At 71.9% G+C, this 17,963-nt stretch carries 13 protein-coding genes, 2 tRNA genes and 1 pseudogene; 14 read left to right on the top strand and 2 right to left on the bottom strand.

The genetic code is table 11. From position 1 onward, the window contains the following. The first annotated feature begins 69 nt into the window (after window positions 1-69). The 11 genes and pseudogenes from rsfS (at window position 70) to OG389_RS12660 (ending at window position 11,705) form a co-directional block, all read left to right on the top strand. The gene (gene rsfS / locus OG389_RS12710; RefSeq protein ID WP_328298585.1) at window positions 70-516 is read left to right on the top strand and encodes a ribosome silencing factor; all 447 of its coding nucleotides are present in this window, start codon (window positions 70-72) and stop codon (window positions 514-516) included. Then, entirely contained in the window at window positions 513-1,184 is a 672-nt protein-coding gene (locus tag OG389_RS12705; RefSeq protein WP_328303733.1) for a histidine phosphatase family protein, read from the top strand. Before rsfS ends, OG389_RS12705 begins: the two co-directional genes overlap by 4 nt. A 111-nt stretch (window positions 1,185-1,295) precedes the next feature. Next, window positions 1,296-1,368 (top strand) — tRNA-Ala (locus tag OG389_RS12700). A 133-nt stretch (window positions 1,369-1,501) separates the two neighbouring features. Beyond that, window positions 1,502-1,735, top strand: a complete 234-nt coding sequence (locus OG389_RS12695) for a hypothetical protein (protein WP_007264019.1) — start codon at window positions 1,502-1,504, stop codon at window positions 1,733-1,735. 142 nt (window positions 1,736-1,877) lie between these two features. Next, window positions 1,878-1,950, top strand: a tRNA-Ala gene (locus tag OG389_RS12690). 255 nt (window positions 1,951-2,205) lie between these two features. Further along, window positions 2,206-5,079 (top strand): leucine--tRNA ligase, encoded by a 2,874-nt coding sequence (gene leuS / locus OG389_RS12685; RefSeq protein ID WP_328298584.1) that lies wholly within the window; start codon window positions 2,206-2,208, stop codon window positions 5,077-5,079. A 139-nt stretch (window positions 5,080-5,218) separates the two neighbouring features. Then, a complete protein-coding gene (locus tag OG389_RS12680; protein ID WP_328298583.1) occupies window positions 5,219-5,929 on the top strand; it encodes a hypothetical protein in 711 nt (236 codons plus the stop codon). Window positions 5,930-6,248: 319 nt separating this feature from the next. Continuing rightward, window positions 6,249-7,094 carry a DegV family protein gene (locus tag OG389_RS12675; protein WP_328298582.1) on the top strand — a complete coding sequence of 282 codons (846 nt, stop codon included), beginning with the start codon at window positions 6,249-6,251 and terminating at the stop codon, window positions 7,092-7,094. 156 nt (window positions 7,095-7,250) lie between these two features. Beyond that, window positions 7,251-8,210: a ComEA family DNA-binding protein gene (locus tag OG389_RS12670; RefSeq protein ID WP_328298581.1), complete on the top strand. Its 960-nt coding sequence runs from the start codon at window positions 7,251-7,253 to the stop codon at window positions 8,208-8,210. A gap of 224 nt (window positions 8,211-8,434) precedes the next feature. After that, window positions 8,435-10,657, top strand: a pseudogene (locus OG389_RS12665) (ComEC/Rec2 family competence protein); the annotation flags it as partial. Between the two features lie 166 nt (window positions 10,658-10,823). Continuing rightward, window positions 10,824-11,705: a YceI family protein gene (locus tag OG389_RS12660; protein ID WP_443059258.1), complete on the top strand. Its 882-nt coding sequence runs from the start codon at window positions 10,824-10,826 to the stop codon at window positions 11,703-11,705. Window positions 11,706-11,737: 32 nt separating this feature from the next. On the opposite strand, the gene OG389_RS12655 is transcribed toward OG389_RS12660, so the two are convergent. Continuing rightward, entirely contained in the window at window positions 11,738-11,980 is a 243-nt protein-coding gene (locus OG389_RS12655) for a hypothetical protein (protein ID WP_328298580.1), read from the bottom strand. A 73-nt stretch (window positions 11,981-12,053) separates the two neighbouring features. Here OG389_RS12655 and holA point away from each other — a divergent pair, with 73 nt between their 5' ends. After that, window positions 12,054-13,046, top strand: a complete 993-nt coding sequence (holA, locus tag OG389_RS12650) for a DNA polymerase III subunit delta (protein WP_328298579.1) — start codon at window positions 12,054-12,056, stop codon at window positions 13,044-13,046. A 391-nt stretch (window positions 13,047-13,437) separates the two neighbouring features. Here the strand turns inward: holA and rpsT are convergent, their stop codons facing one another. Then, a complete protein-coding gene (gene rpsT, locus OG389_RS12645) occupies window positions 13,438-13,704 on the bottom strand; it encodes a 30S ribosomal protein S20 (protein ID WP_328298578.1) in 267 nt (88 codons plus the stop codon). Between the two features lie 222 nt (window positions 13,705-13,926). On the opposite strand from rpsT, the gene lepA reads away from it, so the two are divergent. Together lepA and OG389_RS12635 are read left to right on the top strand one after the other, a co-directional pair. Beyond that, window positions 13,927-15,792, top strand: a complete 1,866-nt coding sequence (gene lepA / locus OG389_RS12640; RefSeq protein ID WP_328298577.1) for a translation elongation factor 4 — start codon at window positions 13,927-13,929, stop codon at window positions 15,790-15,792. Between the two features lie 259 nt (window positions 15,793-16,051). Next, window positions 16,052-17,944, top strand: coding sequence for an AMP-dependent synthetase/ligase (locus OG389_RS12635; RefSeq protein ID WP_328298576.1), 1,893 nt, complete (start codon window positions 16,052-16,054; stop codon window positions 17,942-17,944). Window positions 17,945-17,963: the final 19 nt, after the last annotated feature.

The raw sequence follows: 17,963 nt of genomic DNA, 5'->3' as shown, positions 1-17,963 counted from the left end.
TGCGCGGGCGGTGTCGGCGGTACATGAGACCCTTGTAAGGATCTGCCCGCCAACCCGAAAGCATGGCCAGTGACCGCCACGGACCGCTCCATCGAGCTCATCACCGCCGCCGCCCAGGCCGCGGCCGACCGGCTCGCGCACGACATCATCGCGTACGACGTCAGCGACGTGCTGTCGATCACCGACGCCTTCCTGCTCGCCTCGGCCCCCAACGACCGTCAGGTCAAGTCGATCGTCGACGAGATCGAGGAGAAGCTCCAGAAGGAGCTGGGCGCCAAGCCGGTGCGCCGCGAGGGCGACCGCGACGCCCGCTGGATCCTGCTCGACTACATCGACATCGTCGTCCACGTGCAGCACAGCGAGGAGCGCGTCTTCTACGCGCTGGAGCGCCTGTGGAAGGACTGCCCCGAGATCGACCTCCCCGAGGACGCCAAGCTCACCAAGGGCAAGGCCGAGGAGCACGCCGCCCTGCGCACGGCACAGGGCGACGACGAACTGGACGGTGATCTGTTCTGAGCACGACTCCCGACAGCGCGACCAAGCCGGGCAGGACCGGCCGGAAGATCGTCCTCTGGCGGCACGGTCAGACCGCCTGGAACCTGGAGCGACGCTTCCAGGGCTCCACGGACATCGAGCTGACCGAGGCCGGTGTGGCGCAGGCGCGTCGTGCCGCCCGGCTGCTCGCCTCGCTGAAGCCGGACGCCATCGTCGCCTCGGACCTGCGCCGGGCCTCCGCCACGGCCGCCGAGCTGGCGGCCGTCACGGGGCTGACCGTGGAGCACCACGAGGCGCTGCGCGAGACGTACGCCGGCGAGTGGCAGGGCCTCACGCACGACGAGATCCTCGAGAAGTACGGCGACCAGTACGCGGCGTGGAAGCGCGGCGAGCCGGTCCGCCGTGGCGGCGGTGAGCTGGAGACCGAGGTCGCCGAGCGGGCGGCTCCGGTGGTGCTGGAACACGCCGACCGGCTGCCCCCCGGCGGCACGCTCGTCGTGGTCAGCCACGGCGGCACCATCCGTACGACGATCGGCCGTCTGCTGGGCCTGGACTCGTACAACTGGGAGGGCCTCGGTGGGCTCTCCAACTGCTGCTGGTCGGTCCTCGGCGAGGGCGCGCGCGGCTGGCGGCTGATGGAACACAACGCCGGCACGCTGCCCGAACCGGTCCTCGGCGACGACGACTGAGCCACCTCGGGGCGGCTCCCACCCGGATTTCACTTTCCGGCTGGTCACAGGCTAGAGTTCTTCTTGTTCGCAGCGCGGAACACCGGAAACGGGGGGCGCGTCGCGGAGAGCGGGGCTATAGCTCAGTTGGTAGAGCGCCTGCATGGCATGCAGGAGGTCTGGAGTTCAATTCTCCATAGCTCCACAATCAAGATCCCGTCCCCAACAGGGGGCGGGATCTTTGCTTTTGCCCACAGCTGCCCGAGTGAGCACCGGCATGGCAGAATCGGACCGCCGGAGGGGGACGACGGCCCGACGCGGGAGGGAGTCGCTGACGGATGGGTGCACACCGGCGGCGGTGCGACTGGTGCAACAACGGCACGCCGATCGTGCGGGACATGGAGCCGGTCAACCCCGACTACCAGTACTGGTGCGAGGAATGTGCGCGGGCGCTGATCATAAAAGGCGACCCGATCGAGACGTACCGGGAGCTGGAGGGCGAGCCGATCTACGGCCGTCTGCTCGACGAACACTGCACGCTGAAGCGGTTCTACCAGTTCGCGCGTGCGTGACGAGCATCTGAAGATTCGGTTCAAAACGGGCATGGCTCACGGTCGGCGGAAACCGATTTTTGGACCAGGGCCATGACCGTGTAATGTTTGGGACGTCGCCAAGGGGAACCGGAAACGGGCCAGGAAGCGGCGGGCAGAACGAGGGGCTATAGCTCAGTTGGTAGAGCGCCTGCATGGCATGCAGGAGGTCTGGAGTTCAATTCTCCATAGCTCCACAGTGAAGAAGCGGGTCAACCGAAACGGGTGGCCCGCTTCTCGTTGTGCCCGCTGCCCGGAAGGGCAGAGCACCCCTGGGGGCCGCTGCGGTACCCTGACGCCATGCGTGCCGTACGCCTTCTGCTTACCGAGCCGCGCTGAACAGTTCCGACCCACGAGACGGTCGGCCCCGGCGCGGCGCCCCCTCCTGTGCGAGGGGTTTTTTCGTTTGGGCAGCAGAGACGGCAGAGACGATCGATGGAGCTTCAGAAATCATGAGCGAGACGAACACCCCGGCCCCCGAGGCGGCCGAGGCGCACCGTTACACGGCTGCCATGGCCGCCGACATCGAGGCACGCTGGCAGGACGTATGGGACGCGCAGGGCACGTACGAGGCCCCCAACCCGACCGGTGACCTGGCCGGCGACCCGGCAGTCGTCGCGCGGCCCAAGAAGTTCATCATGGACATGTTCCCGTACCCCTCGGGCGCCGGCCTGCACGTCGGGCACCCGCTCGGGTACATCGCCACCGACGTCTTCGCCCGTCACCAGCGGATGACCGGCCACAACGTCCTGCACACCCTGGGCTTCGACGCCTTCGGCCTGCCGGCCGAGCAGTACGCCGTGCAGACCGGCACGCACCCGCGCGTGTCGACCGAGGCGAACATCGAGAACATGAAGGTCCAGCTGCGCCGGCTGGGCCTGGGCCACGACAAGCGCCGGTCGTTCGCGACGATCGACCCGGACTACTACAAGTGGACCCAGTGGATCTTCCTGCAGATCTACAACTCCTGGTACGACGCCGAGGCGAAGAAGGCCCGCCCGATCGCCGAGCTGGTCGCCGCGTTCGAGGACGGCTCCCGCGAGCTGCCCGGTGGCGCCTCCTGGGCCGCGCTGAGCGCGGGCGAGCGGGCCGACGTGCTGAACGAGTACCGGCTGGCCTACGCCTCGGACGCGCCCGTCAACTGGTGCCCCGGGCTGGGCACCGTACTGGCCAACGAGGAGGTCACCGCCGACGGCCGGTCCGAGCGCGGCAACTTCCCGGTCTTCAAGTCCAAGCTGAGCCAGTGGAACATGCGGATCACGGCCTATGCCGACCGCCTGATCGACGACCTGGACGCGCTGGACTGGCCCGAGGCCATCAAGCTGCAGCAGCGCAACTGGATCGGCCGCAGCGAGGGCGCGCGCGTCGACTTCGCGGTCGGCGCCGGGGAGGCCATCACCGTCTTCACCACGCGCCCCGACACGCTGTTCGGCGCCACCTACATGGTGCTGGCGCCCGAGCACGACCTGGTCGGGAAGATCGTCCCGACCGAGTGGCCCGAGGGCACGCACCAGCTGTGGACCGGGGGCGCCGCGACCCCGAGCGAGGCCGTGGACGCGTACCGCAAGCAGGCCGCCGCGAAGTCGGACGTCGAGCGGCAGGCCGAGGCCAAGGACAAGACCGGTGTCTTCACCGGCGCGTACGCGACCAACCCGGTCAGCGGCGACCAGGTGCCCGTCTTCATCGCGGACTACGTGCTGATGGGCTACGGCACCGGCGCGATCATGGCTGTCCCGGCGCACGACAGCCGCGACTTCGAGTTCGCGCGCGCCTTCGAGCTGCCGATGCGCTGCGTCGTCCGGCCCACGGACGACCGTGACGCGGACCCGCTGGAGTGGGAGGACGCGTTCTCCTCGTACGACGGCACCATCGTCAACTCGACCGGCGAGGGCGTCTCGCTGGACGGCCTGGGCGTGGTCGAGGCCAAGGCCGCGATCACCGACTGGCTGGCCGGGCGCGGCATCGGCGAGGGGACCGTCAACTTCCGGCTGCGCGACTGGCTGTTCAGCCGTCAGCGCTACTGGGGCGAGCCCTTCCCGATCGTCTACGACGAGGACGGCGTGGCCCACCCGCTGCCCGCGTCGATGCTGCCGCTGGAGCTGCCGGAGGTCGAGGACTACTCGCCGCGCACGTTTGAGGCGAACGACGCGGCCTCCAAGCCGGAGACCCCGCTGTCGCGCAACGAGGCGTGGGTCAACGTCGAGCTGGACCTGGGCGACGGGCGCGGGGTGCGCGCGTTCCGGCGCGAGACCAACACCATGCCGAACTGGGCCGGTTCCTGCTGGTACGAGCTGCGCTACCTGGACCCGAACAACGGATCGGCCCTGGTCGACCCGGAGATCGAGCAGTACTGGATGGGCCCGCGGGAGGGCCAGCCGCACGGCGGCGTCGACCTGTACGTCGGCGGCGCCGAGCACGCGGTGCTGCACCTGCTGTACGCGCGCTTCTGGTCGAAGGTGCTGTTCGACCTGGGCCACGTCTCCTCGGTGGAGCCGTTCCACAAGCTGTTCAACCAGGGCATGATCCAGGCCTACGCGTACACCGACTCGCGCGGTGTGTACGTGCCCGCGGCCGAGGTCGAGGAGCGCGACGGCGGCTGGTTCTACCAGGGCGAGCCGGTCAAGCGCGAGCACGGCAAGATGGGCAAGTCCCTGAAGAACGCCGTCACGCCGGACGAGATCTGCGAGGAGTACGGCGCGGACACCCTGCGCCTGTACGAGATGGCGATGGGCCCGCTGGACGTGTCGCGTCCGTGGGACACGCGCGCCGTGGTCGGCCAGTACCGGCTGCTGCAGCGGCTGTGGCGCAACATCGTGGACGAGGAGACGGGCGCCGTGACGGTCGTCGACGCGGAGCCCGGCGAGGGCACGCTGCGCGCGCTGCACAAGGCGATCGACGGGGCGGGCTCCGACATGGAGGGGCTGCGGTTCAACACCGCCATCGCGAAGATCACCGAGCTGAACAACACGCTGACCAAGGCGGGCCGGCCGCTGGAGCGCTCGGTCGCGGAGCGGCTGGTGCTGCTGGTCGCCCCGCTGGCGCCGCACATCGCGGAGGAGCTGTGGCACCGCCTGGGCCACAGCGAGTCGGTCGTCCACCAGGACTTCCCGGTCGCGGACCCGGCGTACGTCGTGGACGAGAGCGTGACCTGTGTCGTCCAGATCAAGGGCAAGGTCAAGGCCCGGTTGGAGGTCTCGCCGGAGATCTCCGACGCCGAACTGGAGCAGCTGGCGCTGGGCGACGAGGCGGTCGTGGCGGCGCTGGGCGGGGCCGAGATCCGCAAGGTGATCGTGCGTGCGCCGAAGCTGGTGAACATCGTCGTCTGACGCGTCTGACGTGTCCGAGACGTCTGTCGGACGGTCTCGGGGTATTCCCGTACGGGCAGGTTGGGGGTTCGATTGGAACCCGCGGCCTGCCCGCGGCGTTTACGGTGGAAGGGACCAACCGGCTGGGGAAGGGAACCTCATGGAGGCGTCTTTGATCATCGTGGCCCTGGTGCTGCTGTTCGCCTTCCTGGGGCTCGGGGTCTATGTGACGGCGAAGGTGGTCAAGGCCGCGGCACGCGGAGTGGACCGGACCATCACCCAGGCCCGCCGCACCGTGGAGGACACCACGTTGCGGGCGCGCAGCTTCGGTCAGGTCGGTGTCACGGGTGCGCTGGCCCAGCTGCGGCTGGACCTGCGGTCGTCGATGCGGGCCACGCAGCAGGCGCTGTACGAGGGGGTCCAGACGGACGCCTCGCTGAAGGAGTCGATCGGACTGTTCGAGCGGCTGAGCGCGCACGGGCACGAGTTGGACGACGAGCTGAAGCGGCTGGAGGCGGAGCCGGACCGCAAGCGGACCGCGGACGCACTGCCCGGCTTGCGGGAGCGCACGGCGAAGATCACGGAGTCGGCGGACTCGCTGCGCTGGGCGGCACGGGACCGCGCGCGCCGTTTCGCGGACGACGACCTGTCCTCGCTGTCGGCGCAGATCGAGGTCGAGTCCGGTGCGCTGCGGGACTGGGCCCGGGAATCGATCGACGATCTTCCCCACCCGACGGCCGCCACGTGGAACACCCCGCAGCCTCCGCACGCCTCCCAGCCTCCCCAGTCCCCGCGTCCGGCCCTCTCCCAGCCCACCGCGGCCCCCGAGTACCCCTGGCAGAAGACCCCCCGCCCGGAGACGACGACCTGAGGCGTCCCCAGCCCCGTCACCGTTCCCGTACGGCATGACGCCGGCCCCATCCAGCCCAGCCGCAGCCCAGGCGGCCTTTTGAGCCGAACCCCAGCCCCGCCGGCGTGCGCGGCGCGGGTCCGGGCGGAGCCCGGGGAACGGCGGAAGGGCGGGTAGGGGACGGCCCCGAAGGCCCAGGACCCGCGGCCGCGCCGGGGGACCGGGGGCTCCCGCGCGGATCGGTCCCGGGGGCCGTACCGCCGCGGAACGGTCGGCCGCGCCACCTGGGGCGAGAGTCCCGGGCTGCCGGAACACCCCCACTGCCGGTAACCTCCGCCTCATGTCCCGCCATGTCGCGATCGTCACGGATTCCACGGCCTACCTGCCCCAACCGGCCATGGCGCGGCACGGAATCACCTCCGTCCCGCTGACCGTGGTCCTCGGCGACGAGGCCCTCGAGGAGGGCACCGAGATCTCGGCCCGGAGCCTCGCCCTGGCCCTGCAGAAGCGCCGCTCGGTCACCACGTCCCGCCCCAGCCCCGAGGACTTCGTCCGGGCCTACCGGGCGGCCGCGGACGCCGGTGCGACCGGCATCGTCAGCCTGCACCTGTCCGCCGAGTTCTCCGGCACCTACGACGCCGCCGTGCTCGCCGCGAAGACGGCCCCGGTACCCGTCCGCGTCGTGGACACCGGCATGGTGGCCATGGCCCTTGGCTTCTGCGCCCTGGCCGCCGCGGAGGCGGCCGAGGCCGGCGGTTCCGTGGACGAGGCCGTCGCGGCCGCGCAGAAGCGGGCCGCCGGGATCTCGGCGTACTTCTACGTGGACACCCTCGACTACCTCCGACGCGGCGGCCGGATCGGCGCCGCGCAGGCCCTGCTCGGTTCGGCGCTCGCGGTCAAACCGCTGCTGACGTTGGACGGCGGGCGGATCGAGATGCTGGAGAAGGTGCGTACGGCCTCCAAGGCCATCGCCCGCCTGGAAGAGCTGGCCGTCGAGCGCGCGGGGTCCGGCGCCGTCGACGTGGCCGTGCACCACCTGGCGGCCCCGGAGCGCGCGGACAAGCTGGCGCAGCGGCTCCGTGAGCGGATCCCCGGGCTGGTGGAACTGCACGTCAGCGAGGTCGGCGCGGTGATCGGCGCACATACCGGGCCGGGTTTGCTGGCGGCGGTCGTATCCCCGCGCTGACCTCGCTGGCTGTTGGCGGCAGGCGGCAGGCGATTGACGGTTGACGGCTGGCGTCCGATCACCGGATCGGGTGAAGGCGGTATCCACAACGGGTGTGGCATCCACCGGAATTGAGCCTTCCGAACGGTGCCCGGGATTCGGCCCTACCGTCGCGTCATGACTCTTCGCACACGTACTCAGCATCCCGCGGGCGCCGGCAGCGCCCCAGGTCGCTCCCGCCTCTCGGACGGCCGTCTGCGCCACCGGCGGGTCCGGCACTCCGACTCCGCCGCGCTTCGCCACCGGGCCGAGGCCCTGCTCGGCCCGCCCCACCCACATCCGACCCCACCGCCGGAGCCCACGGCCCTACCCCCGACTCCGAAACGGCCCCCGGCGGAGGCGCGGGCGGAGGCACCGGCCCCGGTTCCGGCCGAGGTGGTGACCGTGGTGGGGGTGGTGCGGCCGACGACCGCGGCGTCCGACGGGGCCGCGCTGCCCGGCGGAGCTGCCCGGCGGCTCGCGGTTCGGGAGAGGTTGCCCGTGTGGCTGCAGGCCCGCTGCGGGGTGGAGCCGCGCACGGTGGCGGCCGTGTCGGTGGTCCTGGTCGTCGCCGTCGGGTTCGCCGCGCAGCAGTACTGGTCGGCCCGGCCGCAGCCGGTGACGGCACCGGCCGTGGTCGCTCCGGCACCGGCCGCCGCGCCGCCGGCCCCGGCCGCGGCAGGAACCGGCCCGATCCTGGTGGACGTCAGCGGCAAGGTCCGGGACCCGGGGGTGCGGAGGCTGCCGGCCGGCTCACGGGTGGAGGACGCCTTGGCCGCCGCCGGGGGAGTGCGGCCCGGGACGGACACCACCGGTCTCAACCGGGCCCGGGTCCTGATGGACGGGGAACAGGTGCTGGTGGGCGCCCCCGCCCCGCCGCCGGGAGGTGGGGGAGGCGGTGCCACGGGGCCGCTGAGCCTCGGCACGGCCACGGCCGAGCAACTGGACGGCCTGCCGGGGGTCGGCCCGGTCCTCGCGCAGCACATCGTGGACTTCCGCACGGAGCGCGGGGGCTTCCGCTCGGTGGAGGAGCTGCGCCAGGTCAACGGGATCGGCGAGCGGCGGTTCGCCGATCTGCGCAAGCTGGTGCGACCGTGAGCCGGGATCGGGATCGGGAAGCGGAGCCGGGGGCGGCGCCGGGTGACCGGGGCGGTGCGGATGCGGGGTCGGGGGAGTGGGCGGCCGGGGACGCGCGGGGGCTGGATCTGCGGTTGGCGGGGCCCGCCCTGGCGGCCTGGGCGGGCGCCGCCGTCGCGCTCGGTGCACCCGGCGGCCGCAGTGCGGTGGTGGCGGGGCTGGGGGCGGGCGCGGCCGGGCTGCTGATGCTGCTCGGGCGCCGGCGCCCGGAGAGGTCGCGGAAGGCCGGGACGGCCGTGGCGGCGGCCCTCCTGTGCGCGGCCGCGGGGACCGGGGTCGCGGGGCTCCAGCGGGCCGAGGCGCGGGCCGGGCCGGTGCCGGAGCTGGCCCGGGACCATGCCCGGGTTTCTGCGGACCTCACCGTGGGTTCCGATCCCCGGATCTCCCGGAGCGGGAACGGGCCGCCCGTGGTGGTGCTCGACGCGGTGGTGACCCGGGTGACCGGGCCCGATGGAGCGCGGACCCGGGTGTCGACCCCGGTACGGGTACTCGCGGGGCATCCGGGGTGGGCCCGGCTGCAGCCCTCGACCCGGGTGGCGGTGACCGCCCGGCTGGCTCCGGCGCGGGGCGGGGAGCGGGCCGTGGCCCTGCTGCGGCCGCCCGGGGACGCACCACCGCGGGTGACCGGCGGCCCGGACACCGCGCAGCGGATCGCCGGGCGGTTGCGGGCCGGGCTGCGCGAGGTCACCGAGGGGCTGGCGCCCGACGCCAGGGCCCTGCTGCCCGGGCTGGTGGTCGGGGACACCTCCCGGGTGGAGCCCGATCTGCACGAGGCGTTCCGGGCCGCCGGTCTGCTGCACCTGCTGGCCGTCTCCGGCTCCAACCTGACCGTGGTGCTCTTCCTGCTCATCGGGGCACCGGCCCGCGCGCAGCAGGCCGAGCGGGGCGGCCTGGCGCCGCGGCTGGGGCTCTCGCTGCGGGCTACGGCCCTGTGCGGCACGGCGCTGACCCTGGCGTTCGTGGTGGTCTGCCGGCCGGAGCCCAGCGTGCTGCGGGCGGCCGCCTGCGGCACGGTCACCCTGCTGGCCATCGCCACCGGGCGGCGCAGATCCCTGATCCCGGCGCTGGCGGCGGCCGTGCTGCTGCTGGTGCTCTACGACCCCTGGCTGGCCCGCAGCTACGGCTTCCTCCTCTCCGTCCTGGCCACCGGCGCCCTTCTGACGCTCGCTCCCCGGTGGAGCGAGGCCCTGCGGCGGCGCGGGATGCGGCAGCGCCCGGCGGAGGCGCTGGCCGCCGCCGCGGCGGCCCAGGCGGTGTGCGCGCCGGTCGTCGCGGTCCTGTCGGCCCGGGTGAGCCTCGTGGCGGTGCCGTGCAACCTGCTGGCCGAGCTGGCCGCGGGACCCGCGACGGTCCTCGGGTTCGCCGCGCTCGCGACGGCCCCGCTGTGCCGGCCGGTGGCCGAGCTGCTCGCCCGGTGCGCGGGGGTGCCCGCCGGGTGGATCGCCGCCGTGGCCCGGGGCGGGGCGCGACTGCCGGGGGCGGAGCTGGGCTGGCCCGGCGGGGTGGGTGGAGGGCTGCTGCTCGCCGCCGCCACCTTGGCTGTGGTGGGGATCGCCGCGCGCCTCGGCCGCCGGCGGTGGTTCGCCTCCGCGCTGGCCGTGGTGCTGCTCCTCGCCGTGCTCAGCCCGCCACTGGTCACGCGTACGGTCAAGGCCTGGCCGCCGGCCGGCTGGAGCTACGCGCAGTGCGCGGTCGGCCAAGGGGACGCGGGGGTGCTCGCCGTCGCTCCGGGAACGGCCGTGGTGGTGGACGCGGGCCCCGAGCCCGGGCCGGTGGACGCGTGCTTGAGGGCGCTGGGCGTGCGGCGGGTGCCGCTCCTGCTGCTGACGCACTTTCATGCCGACCACGTGGGCGGGCTGATGGGGGTGCTGAGGGGCCGGTCGGTGGGTGTGGTGCAAGTCACCGGGCTGGAAGAGCCGCCGGGACAGGCCCGGTTCGTCCGGCGGACGGCGGCGGGCGCCGGGGTACCCGTGGTCACCGCGCTGGACGGGGAGCGCCGCCGGGCCGGACCGCTGGAGTGGCGGGTGCTGTGGCCGCCGGCCGGGGGCCCGCCGGCCGAGGGGCCCAACGACGCGAGCGTGGCCCTCCTGGTGCGCACGGCGGGCCTGACCCTGCTCCTGCTGGGAGACCTCGAACCGGCCTCCCAGCAGGCCTTGCTGAGGAACCATCCGGAGCTGGCGCCGGTCGACGTGCTGAAGGTCGCCCACCACGGCAGTGCGCACCAGGACCCCGGACTGTACGAGCGGATCCGGCCGCGCCTGGCGATCGTCCCGGTGGGCGCGGGGAACAGGTACGGGCATCCCGCGGCGGGTACGCTCACGCGGTTGCGGGCGTCGGGTGCGGTGGTGCTGCGCACCGATGAGGACGGTTCGGTGGCCGTCACGGGCAGCGGTTCGCGGCTACGGGCATTCCCGGCCATCAGGCGCCGGGTCCGGGTCCGGGTCCGGGTCCGGGTCCGGGTCCGGTACGGGCATACCAGACGTGACCACTCTGTTTGCCCCGAACCCGACAGCATGATCGAATGCGTTTTCGCCAGAGTGGTTCAAGCACAGACAGCACGGGGGTGCATAAACCATGTTCGGTCGCAGACGGGGGATGGAGACGGCGGGAAGCGCCGGTTCCCAGACTTCCGCGACACTGACACTTCCTCATACGGCGTGTCTGCTCACCTGCCGGGTCCTCGACACGGTCCACCAGCCGGTCAGGCAGGCCAAGTTCGAGGTGACCGACCCGATCGGCCGGCGGATCGTCGGCGGGGAGACCGATCCGTACGGCGGGTTCACGGCGGCCGTGCCCGCGGGCGAGTACCGGCTGACGGTCACGGCCGAGGGCTACGCGCCCTTCCACGGGGCGACGCTGGTGGGGGACCCGGCGCAGCCCGGCACCAGGGAGATCGTCCTCGACGCGGTGGAGCCGCCGCTGCTGCCGCAGCCGGGCCACTGGGAGCTCGACCCGGCGCACTCCACGATCGGGTTCTCGGCCCGGCACATCGGCTTCGCCCGGATCAACGGACGGTTCAACACCTTCGCCGGCGCGGTCCGGATAGCCGACCGCATGGAGGACTCCTCCATGCGCGTGATCATCGACGCGGCGAGCATCGACACGGGTCTGCGGATGCGGGACGACCACCTGCGCTCCGCGGACTTCCTGGACGCGGCCCGCCACCCGACGGTGGAGTTCTACAGCGAGCGGTTCATCCACCGCAGTGGCAGCCGGTGGACCGTGGCGGGCGCTCTCACCCTCCACGGGGTCAGCCGGTCCGTCACCCTGGACACGCGGTACCTGGGCCTGGGCGCGGGCCTGGAGGGCGAACCGCGGGCCGCCTGCCGGGCCACGGCAGCACTGCACCGGGAGGACTTCACGCTGAACTGGCAGTCGATCCTGGCGCACGGGGTCGCGGCGATCGGTTCCAACGTGGACGTGGAACTGGACATGCAGGTCGTGCACAAGGCCTGACCGCCGCCCCTGGACCCGAGGGCCCCAGGGGACTACGGGGCCTCGAGCCAGCCGTCGTACTCGCAGGCGAGGTCGTCCAGCGCGGTGGTGTCGAGCCGTTCGCGCGGGTCCTCGACGACCACCAGCCACTGGGCGTCCTCGGCGTCGTCCTCGCCCGCGAGGGCGTCGCGGAACAGCTGCGGTTCCTCCGGGAGGCCGAAGCGGTCGACCACCTCCCGCGCCACCTCCTCCGCGGCGTCGCGGTCGGGCAGGACCAGTACATGTCGCACGTTCACCCGGACATTCTCGGGCACGGCGACCGGGCCGCGGAGAGGGGGGCTGTCGGTGCGGCGTGGGATGCTGGACGCGATGGCCACCAGGAAGAATTCCACCGACGATCCGCTCGCCCCGATCACCCTCGCGGTGGGGCAGGAGGACCTGCTGCTCGACCGTGCCGTACGGGAGGTGGTGACGGCCGCGCGAGCCGCCGACGCCGACACGGACCTGCGCGACCTCGCCTCCGAGCAGCTCCAGCCCGGCACGCTGGCCGAGCTGACCAGCCCCTCGCTGTTCTCGGAGCGCAAGGTGCTGATCGTGCGCAACGCGCACGACCTCTCGGCGGACACGGTCAAGGAGGTCAGGGCGTACCTCGCCGCGCCCTTCGAGGAGATCAGCCTCGTCCTGCTGCACGCGGGCGGAGTCAAGGGCAAGGGGCTGCTGGACGCCGCCCGCAAGGCCGGTGCCCGCGAGATCGCCTGCCCGAAGATGACGAAGCCGGCGGACCGGATGGCGTTCGTACGGGGCGAGTTCCGCACGCTGGGGCGTTCCGCCACGCCGGAGGCCTGCCAGACGCTGGTCGACGCGATCGGCAGCGATCTGCGGGAGCTGGCGAGCGCGGCGGCGCAGTTGTGCGCGGACGTCGAGGGCACGATCGACGAGTCCGTGGTCGGCCGCTACTACACGGGCCGGGCGGAGGCGTCGAGCTTCACGGTCGCCGACCGGGCGGTCGAGGGCCGGGCCGCGGAGGCCCTGGAGGCCCTGCGCTGGTCCCTGTCCACCGGGGTGGCCCCGGTCCTGATCACCAGCGCGCTGGCCCAGGCGGTGCGGGCGATCGGGAAGCTGGCCTCGGCCCCGCGGGGGGCACGTCCCGGCGATCTCGCGCGGGACCTCGGCATGCCGCCGTGGAAGATCGACCGGGTCCGCCAGCAGATGCGCGGGTGGTCGGCGGACGGGGTCTCGGACGCGCTGCGCGCGGTGGCCGCGGCCGACGCGGGGGTCAAGGGCGGGGGCGACGATCCGGAGTACGCGCTGGAGAAGGCGGTCGTCGCGGTTGCGCGGGCCGCGCGGCCGCAGCGCGGCTGAGCCCTGCCGGCCGGGCGGCCCTGGCCACGGCTGGCCGGTCCTGCGGCCCGGCCAGGGCCCCGGGCCGCGCCCGGACCCTCCCGGGCTGTGCCCACCCCCGGGGCCTGCGCCCCGGACCCCGCTCCTCGAACGCCGGCCGGGCCGGACTCGGCTCGGCGGGGCTCGGTTCGGCTGGGCTCAGTTCGGCTCAGTTCGGCTCGGCTCGGTGAGACGTGGGCAAGGCGAAGGCCCCGGACTCGCCTCCCTGGGGAAGGGTGGCGGCCGGGGCCTTCGGTTACTTCTTGGGTTGCACCGCACCCGCGTGGCGAACGCTTCGTGTGCGGCGCGGAGTGCCGGTCGGGAGCGGGAGAGAGGGCCCGCTGGATCCCTGCCCGGCGATCACATCAGGGGCTCAGCCCTGAAGGGCGGCAACCTTGGTGGCCAGCGCCGACTTCTTGTTGGCGGCGGCGTTCTTGTGGATGACACCCTTCGAGACGGCCTTGTCGAGCGCACGGGAAGCGTCACGGGAAGCCACGGTGGCCTTCTCGACGTCACCGGCGAGGACAGCCTCACGGGCCTTGCGGATCGCGGTCTTGAGCGAGGACTTGACGGCCTTGTTGCGCAGGCGCGCCTTCTCGTTCGTCTTGTTGCGCTTGACCTGGGACTTGATGTTCGCCACGAAAGAGCCTTTGCAGGTTCAGAGATTTGATCTTCGGATTGTGTCCCGAAAGCTAGAGGGCATACGAGACACAGCTGCTCAGGCTACCAGGCGCGCTCCGACCGGCCCAAACCGAGCGCACCCCGGCTTCCATGGGACCATGGAAGCCTGCGTACAGATCCGACTTCGCGCAGACCGACGCCACACTTCGTTCCGACTGCGACCCGAGAATCAGGACACTGCGTGCCCGCGATCCCCAGCCACGTGCCCGAGCCGAGCCGTACCGACCCGGCGCTGATCCGCAATTTCTGCATCATCGCGCACATCGACCACGGCAAGTCGACCCTTGCCGACCGGATGCTCCAGCTCACCGGCGTGGTGGACTCGCGGCAGATGCGCGCCCAGTACCTCGACCGCATGGACATCGAGCGTGAGCGCGGCATCACGATCAAGTCCCAGGCGGTCCGACTGCCCTGGGCACCCACCGAGGGTGAGGACAAGGGCAACACCCACATCCTCAACATGATCGACACCCCCGGGCACGTCGACTTCACGTACGAGGTCTCGCGCTCCCTCGCCGCCTGTGAGGGCACGGTCCTCCTGGTGGACGCCGCCCAGGGCATCGAGGCGCAGACCCTCGCCAACCTGTACCTGGCGATGGAGAAGGACCTCGCGATCGTCCCGGTCCTGAACAAGATCGACCTGCCGGCCGCCCAGCCGGAGAAGTTCGCCGAGGAGCTCGCGAACCTGGTCGGCTGCCAGCCCGAGGACGTCCTGCGGGTCTCGGCCAAGACCGGTCTCGGCGTGGACGCGCTCCTCGACAAGATCGTCGCCACGGTCCCGGCCCCGGTCGGTCCCAAGGACGCCCCGGCCCGCGCGATGATCTTCGACTCGGTGTACGACTCGTACCGCGGTGTCGTGACCTACGTCCGTGTCGTCGACGGCCAGCTCAACAAGCGCGAGCGCATCCGGATGATGTCCACCGGCGCCACCCACGAGCTGCTGGAGATCGGTGTCTCCTCCCCGGAGATGACCCCGGCCGACGGCATCGGCGTCGGCGAGGTGGGCTACATCATCACCGGCGTGAAGGACGTCCGTCAGTCCAAGGTCGGTGACACCATCACCAGCCTGAACAACGGCGCGACCGAGGCCCTCGGCGGCTACAAGGACCCGCGTCCGATGGTCTTCTCGGGCCTGTACCCGCTCGACGGCTCGGACTACCCCGACCTGCGCGAGGCCCTGGACAAGCTCCAGCTCAACGACGCCGCGCTGGTCTACGAGCCGGAGACCTCGGCGGCGCTGGGCTTCGGCTTCCGCGTGGGATTCCTCGGCCTGCTCCACCTGGACGTGGTGCGCGAGCGCCTGGAGCGCGAGTTCGGCCTCGACCTCATCGCCACCGCGCCGAACGTGGTCTACCGCGTCGTCCTCGAGGACGGCAAGGAGGTCACCGTCACCAACCCGAGCGAGTTCCCCGAGGGCAAGATCAGGGACGTGTTCGAGCCGGTCGTCCGGGCCACCCTGCTCGCGCCCTCCGAGTTCATCGGCGCGATCATGGAGCTCTGCCAGCAGCGCCGCGGCACTCTCCTCGGGATGGACTACCTCTCCGAGGACCGGGTGGAGATCCGCTACACGCTCCCGCTCGCGGAGATCGTCTTCGACTTCTTCGACCAGCTGAAGTCCAAGACGCGCGGTTACGCCTCGCTCGACTACGAACCCACCGGCGAGCAGGCCTCCGGCCTGGTCAAGGTCGACATCCTGCTGCACGGCGACAAGGTCGACGCCTTCTCCGCCGTCACGCACAAGGACGCCGCCTACGCCTACGGCGTGCGCCTGGTCGCCAAGCTGCGCGAGCTGATCCCGCGGCAGGCATTCGAGATCCCGATCCAGGCGGCCGTCGGCTCGCGCGTCATCGCCCGCGAGACCATCCGCGCCATCCGCAAGGACGTCCTCGCCAAGTGCTACGGCGGTGACATCTCCCGTAAGCGGAAGCTGCTGGAGAAGCAGAAGGAAGGCAAGAAGCGCATGAAGATGGTCGGCTCCGTGGAGGTCCCCCAGGAGGCCTTCATCGCCGTCCTCTCCAGCGACGAGTCCGGCGGCAAGAAGAAGTAGCCGTCCCGGTCCGTGGTGTACGAAGCAGGCCCCCGAGCTCCGGCGCGGGGGCCTGGTTCGTCGCCGGGGCACGTTCCGCTTCGTTATGAATCGGCGCCCCAAGGCCCCTTACGCGCCAGGCGGAGGGCCCCTAGTCTGATCACTGATCGTTGGTTACTCGCCAGTTACAAGCCTTGACTCAGCCACCCACCCTGACCCACCACCCAGTCAGTCCGCCCCTGTGATGAACAGGCCCTGCCGCGTGGTCCGGAGGATGTCCGTGAGCGACACACAGACCTTGATCGAGAACCGCCCGCCCACCGTGGCGACCCTCTTCCTGGAGCGTGTCGCCGCCACGCCGAACACCGAGGCCTACCGCTACCCGGTCCCCGCCGCGGACGGGAAGGGCGGACCGGACGACTGGAAGTCCCTCAGCTGGGGCCAGGCCGCCGAGCGGGTCTTCGCCATCGCGGCCGGAATCATCGACCTCGGGATCCAGCCGGAGCAGCGCGTGGCGCTCGCCTCCAACACCCGGGTGGAGTGGATCCTCGCGGACCTCGGCGTGATGTGCGCCGGCGGCGCCGTGACCACCATCTACCCGAGCACCAACGCCGAGGAGTCGGCGTTCATCCTGTCCGACTCCGAGAGCCGGATCCTGATCGCCGAGGACGCCGCGCAGCTGGCCAAGGCCCGCGAGCGGCGCGCCGACCTGCCCGAGCTCGCCCACGTGGTGGTCCTGGAGGCCGCCGACGCGATCGCGGCCGACGGCGACCCCGAGGGCTGGGTGCTCTCCCTCGCCGATCTGGAGGCGCGCGGCCGCGAGTACCTGGCCAAGCACCCCGAGGCGGTCAAGGAGCGGATCGCGGCCATCACCGCCGACCAGCTCGCCACCCTCATCTACACCTCCGGCACCACCGGGCGCCCCAAGGGTGTCCGGCTGCCGCACGACAACTGGTCGTACATGGCCAAGGCCACGGTGGCCACCGGCCTGATCACCAAGGACGACGTCCAGTACCTCTGGCTGCCGCTCGCGCACGTCTTCGGCAAGGTGCTCACCTCCGGCCAGATCGAGGTCGGTCACGTCACCGCCGTGGACGGCCGGATCGACAAGATCATCGAGAACCTGCCGATCGTCCAGCCGACCTACATGGCGGCCGTCCCGCGCATCTTCGAGAAGGTGTACAACGGGGTCGCGGCCAAGGCCCGGGCCGGCGGCGGCGCCAAGTACAAGATCTTCCAGTGGTCCGTCGGCGTCGCCCGGGAGTACGCCAAGGTCACCCAGGACAACTTCCGCCGCACGGGCCAGGCCACCGCGCCCTTCGGTCTCGCCACCAAGCACAAGATCGCCGACGCGCTCGTCTTCTCCAAGCTCCGCGAGGCGTTCGGCGGCAACCTGCGGGCCGCCGTCTCCGGCGCCTCCGCGCTCGCCCCCGAGATCGGCTACTTCTTCTCCGGCGCCGGCATCCACATCCTGGAGGGGTACGGGCTCACGGAGTCCAGCGCCGCCTCCTTCGTCAACCCGGGCGAGGCCTACCGCACCGGCACGGTCGGCAAGCCGCTCCCCGGCACCGAGGTCCGCATCGCCGACGACGGCGAGGTCCTGCTGCGCGGCCCCGGCATCATGCAGGGCTACCACGGGCAGCCCGAGAAGACCGCCGAGGTCCTGGAGGCCGACGGCTGGCTGCACACGGGGGACATCGGCGAGCTCTCGGCGGACGGCTACCTGCGCATCACCGACCGCAAGAAGGACCTGATCAAGACCTCGGGCGGCAAGTACGTCGCCCCGGCCGAGATCGAGGGCCAGTTCAAGGCGATCTGCCCGTACGTCTCCAGCATCGTGGTCCACGGAGCCGACCGGAACTTCTGCTCCGCGCTCATCGCCCTGGACGAGCCCTCCATCCTGGTCTGGGCCGCCGACAACGGGCTGGAGGGCAGGACGTACTCCCAGGTCCTGGCCGCTCCCGAGACCAACCGGCTCATCGAGACCTACGTCCAGACCCTCAACGAGGGCCTGCAGCGCTGGCAGACGGTCAAGAAGTTCCGCCTCCTGCCGCGCGACCTCGACGTGGAGCACGGCGACCTCACCCCCAGCCTCAAGCTGAAGCGTCCGGTCGTCGAGCGCGAGTTCAAGCACCTCATCGACGAGATGTACGAGGGCTCGCGCGAGGCGTAGCGCCAGCGGCGGGGTTCCG

Source organism: Streptomyces sp. NBC_00435 (assembly GCF_036014235.1).
GTDB lineage: Bacteria > Actinomycetota > Actinomycetes > Streptomycetales > Streptomycetaceae > Streptomyces.
The sequence above is the reverse complement of the archived record's forward strand: the minus strand, read 5'-3'. Positions and strand labels throughout refer to the sequence as shown.

Bases quoted from the DNA above. Each gene is read 5' to 3' on its own strand.
- leuS (WP_328298584.1), top strand. From the start codon at position 2,206: ATGAGCGAGACGAACACCCCGGCCCCCGAGGCGGCCGAGGCGCACCGT.
- OG389_RS12680 (WP_328298583.1), top strand. From the start codon at position 5,219: ATGGAGGCGTCTTTGATCATCGTGGCCCTGGTGCTGCTGTTCGCCTTC.
- OG389_RS12695 (WP_007264019.1), top strand. From the start codon at position 1,502: ATGGGTGCACACCGGCGGCGGTGCGACTGGTGCAACAACGGCACGCCG.
- OG389_RS12670 (WP_328298581.1), top strand. From the start codon at position 7,251: ATGACTCTTCGCACACGTACTCAGCATCCCGCGGGCGCCGGCAGCGCC.
- OG389_RS12675 (WP_328298582.1), top strand. From the start codon at position 6,249: ATGTCCCGCCATGTCGCGATCGTCACGGATTCCACGGCCTACCTGCCC.
- holA (WP_328298579.1), top strand. From the start codon at position 12,054: ATGGCCACCAGGAAGAATTCCACCGACGATCCGCTCGCCCCGATCACC.
- OG389_RS12660 (WP_443059258.1), top strand. From the start codon at position 10,824: ATGTTCGGTCGCAGACGGGGGATGGAGACGGCGGGAAGCGCCGGTTCC.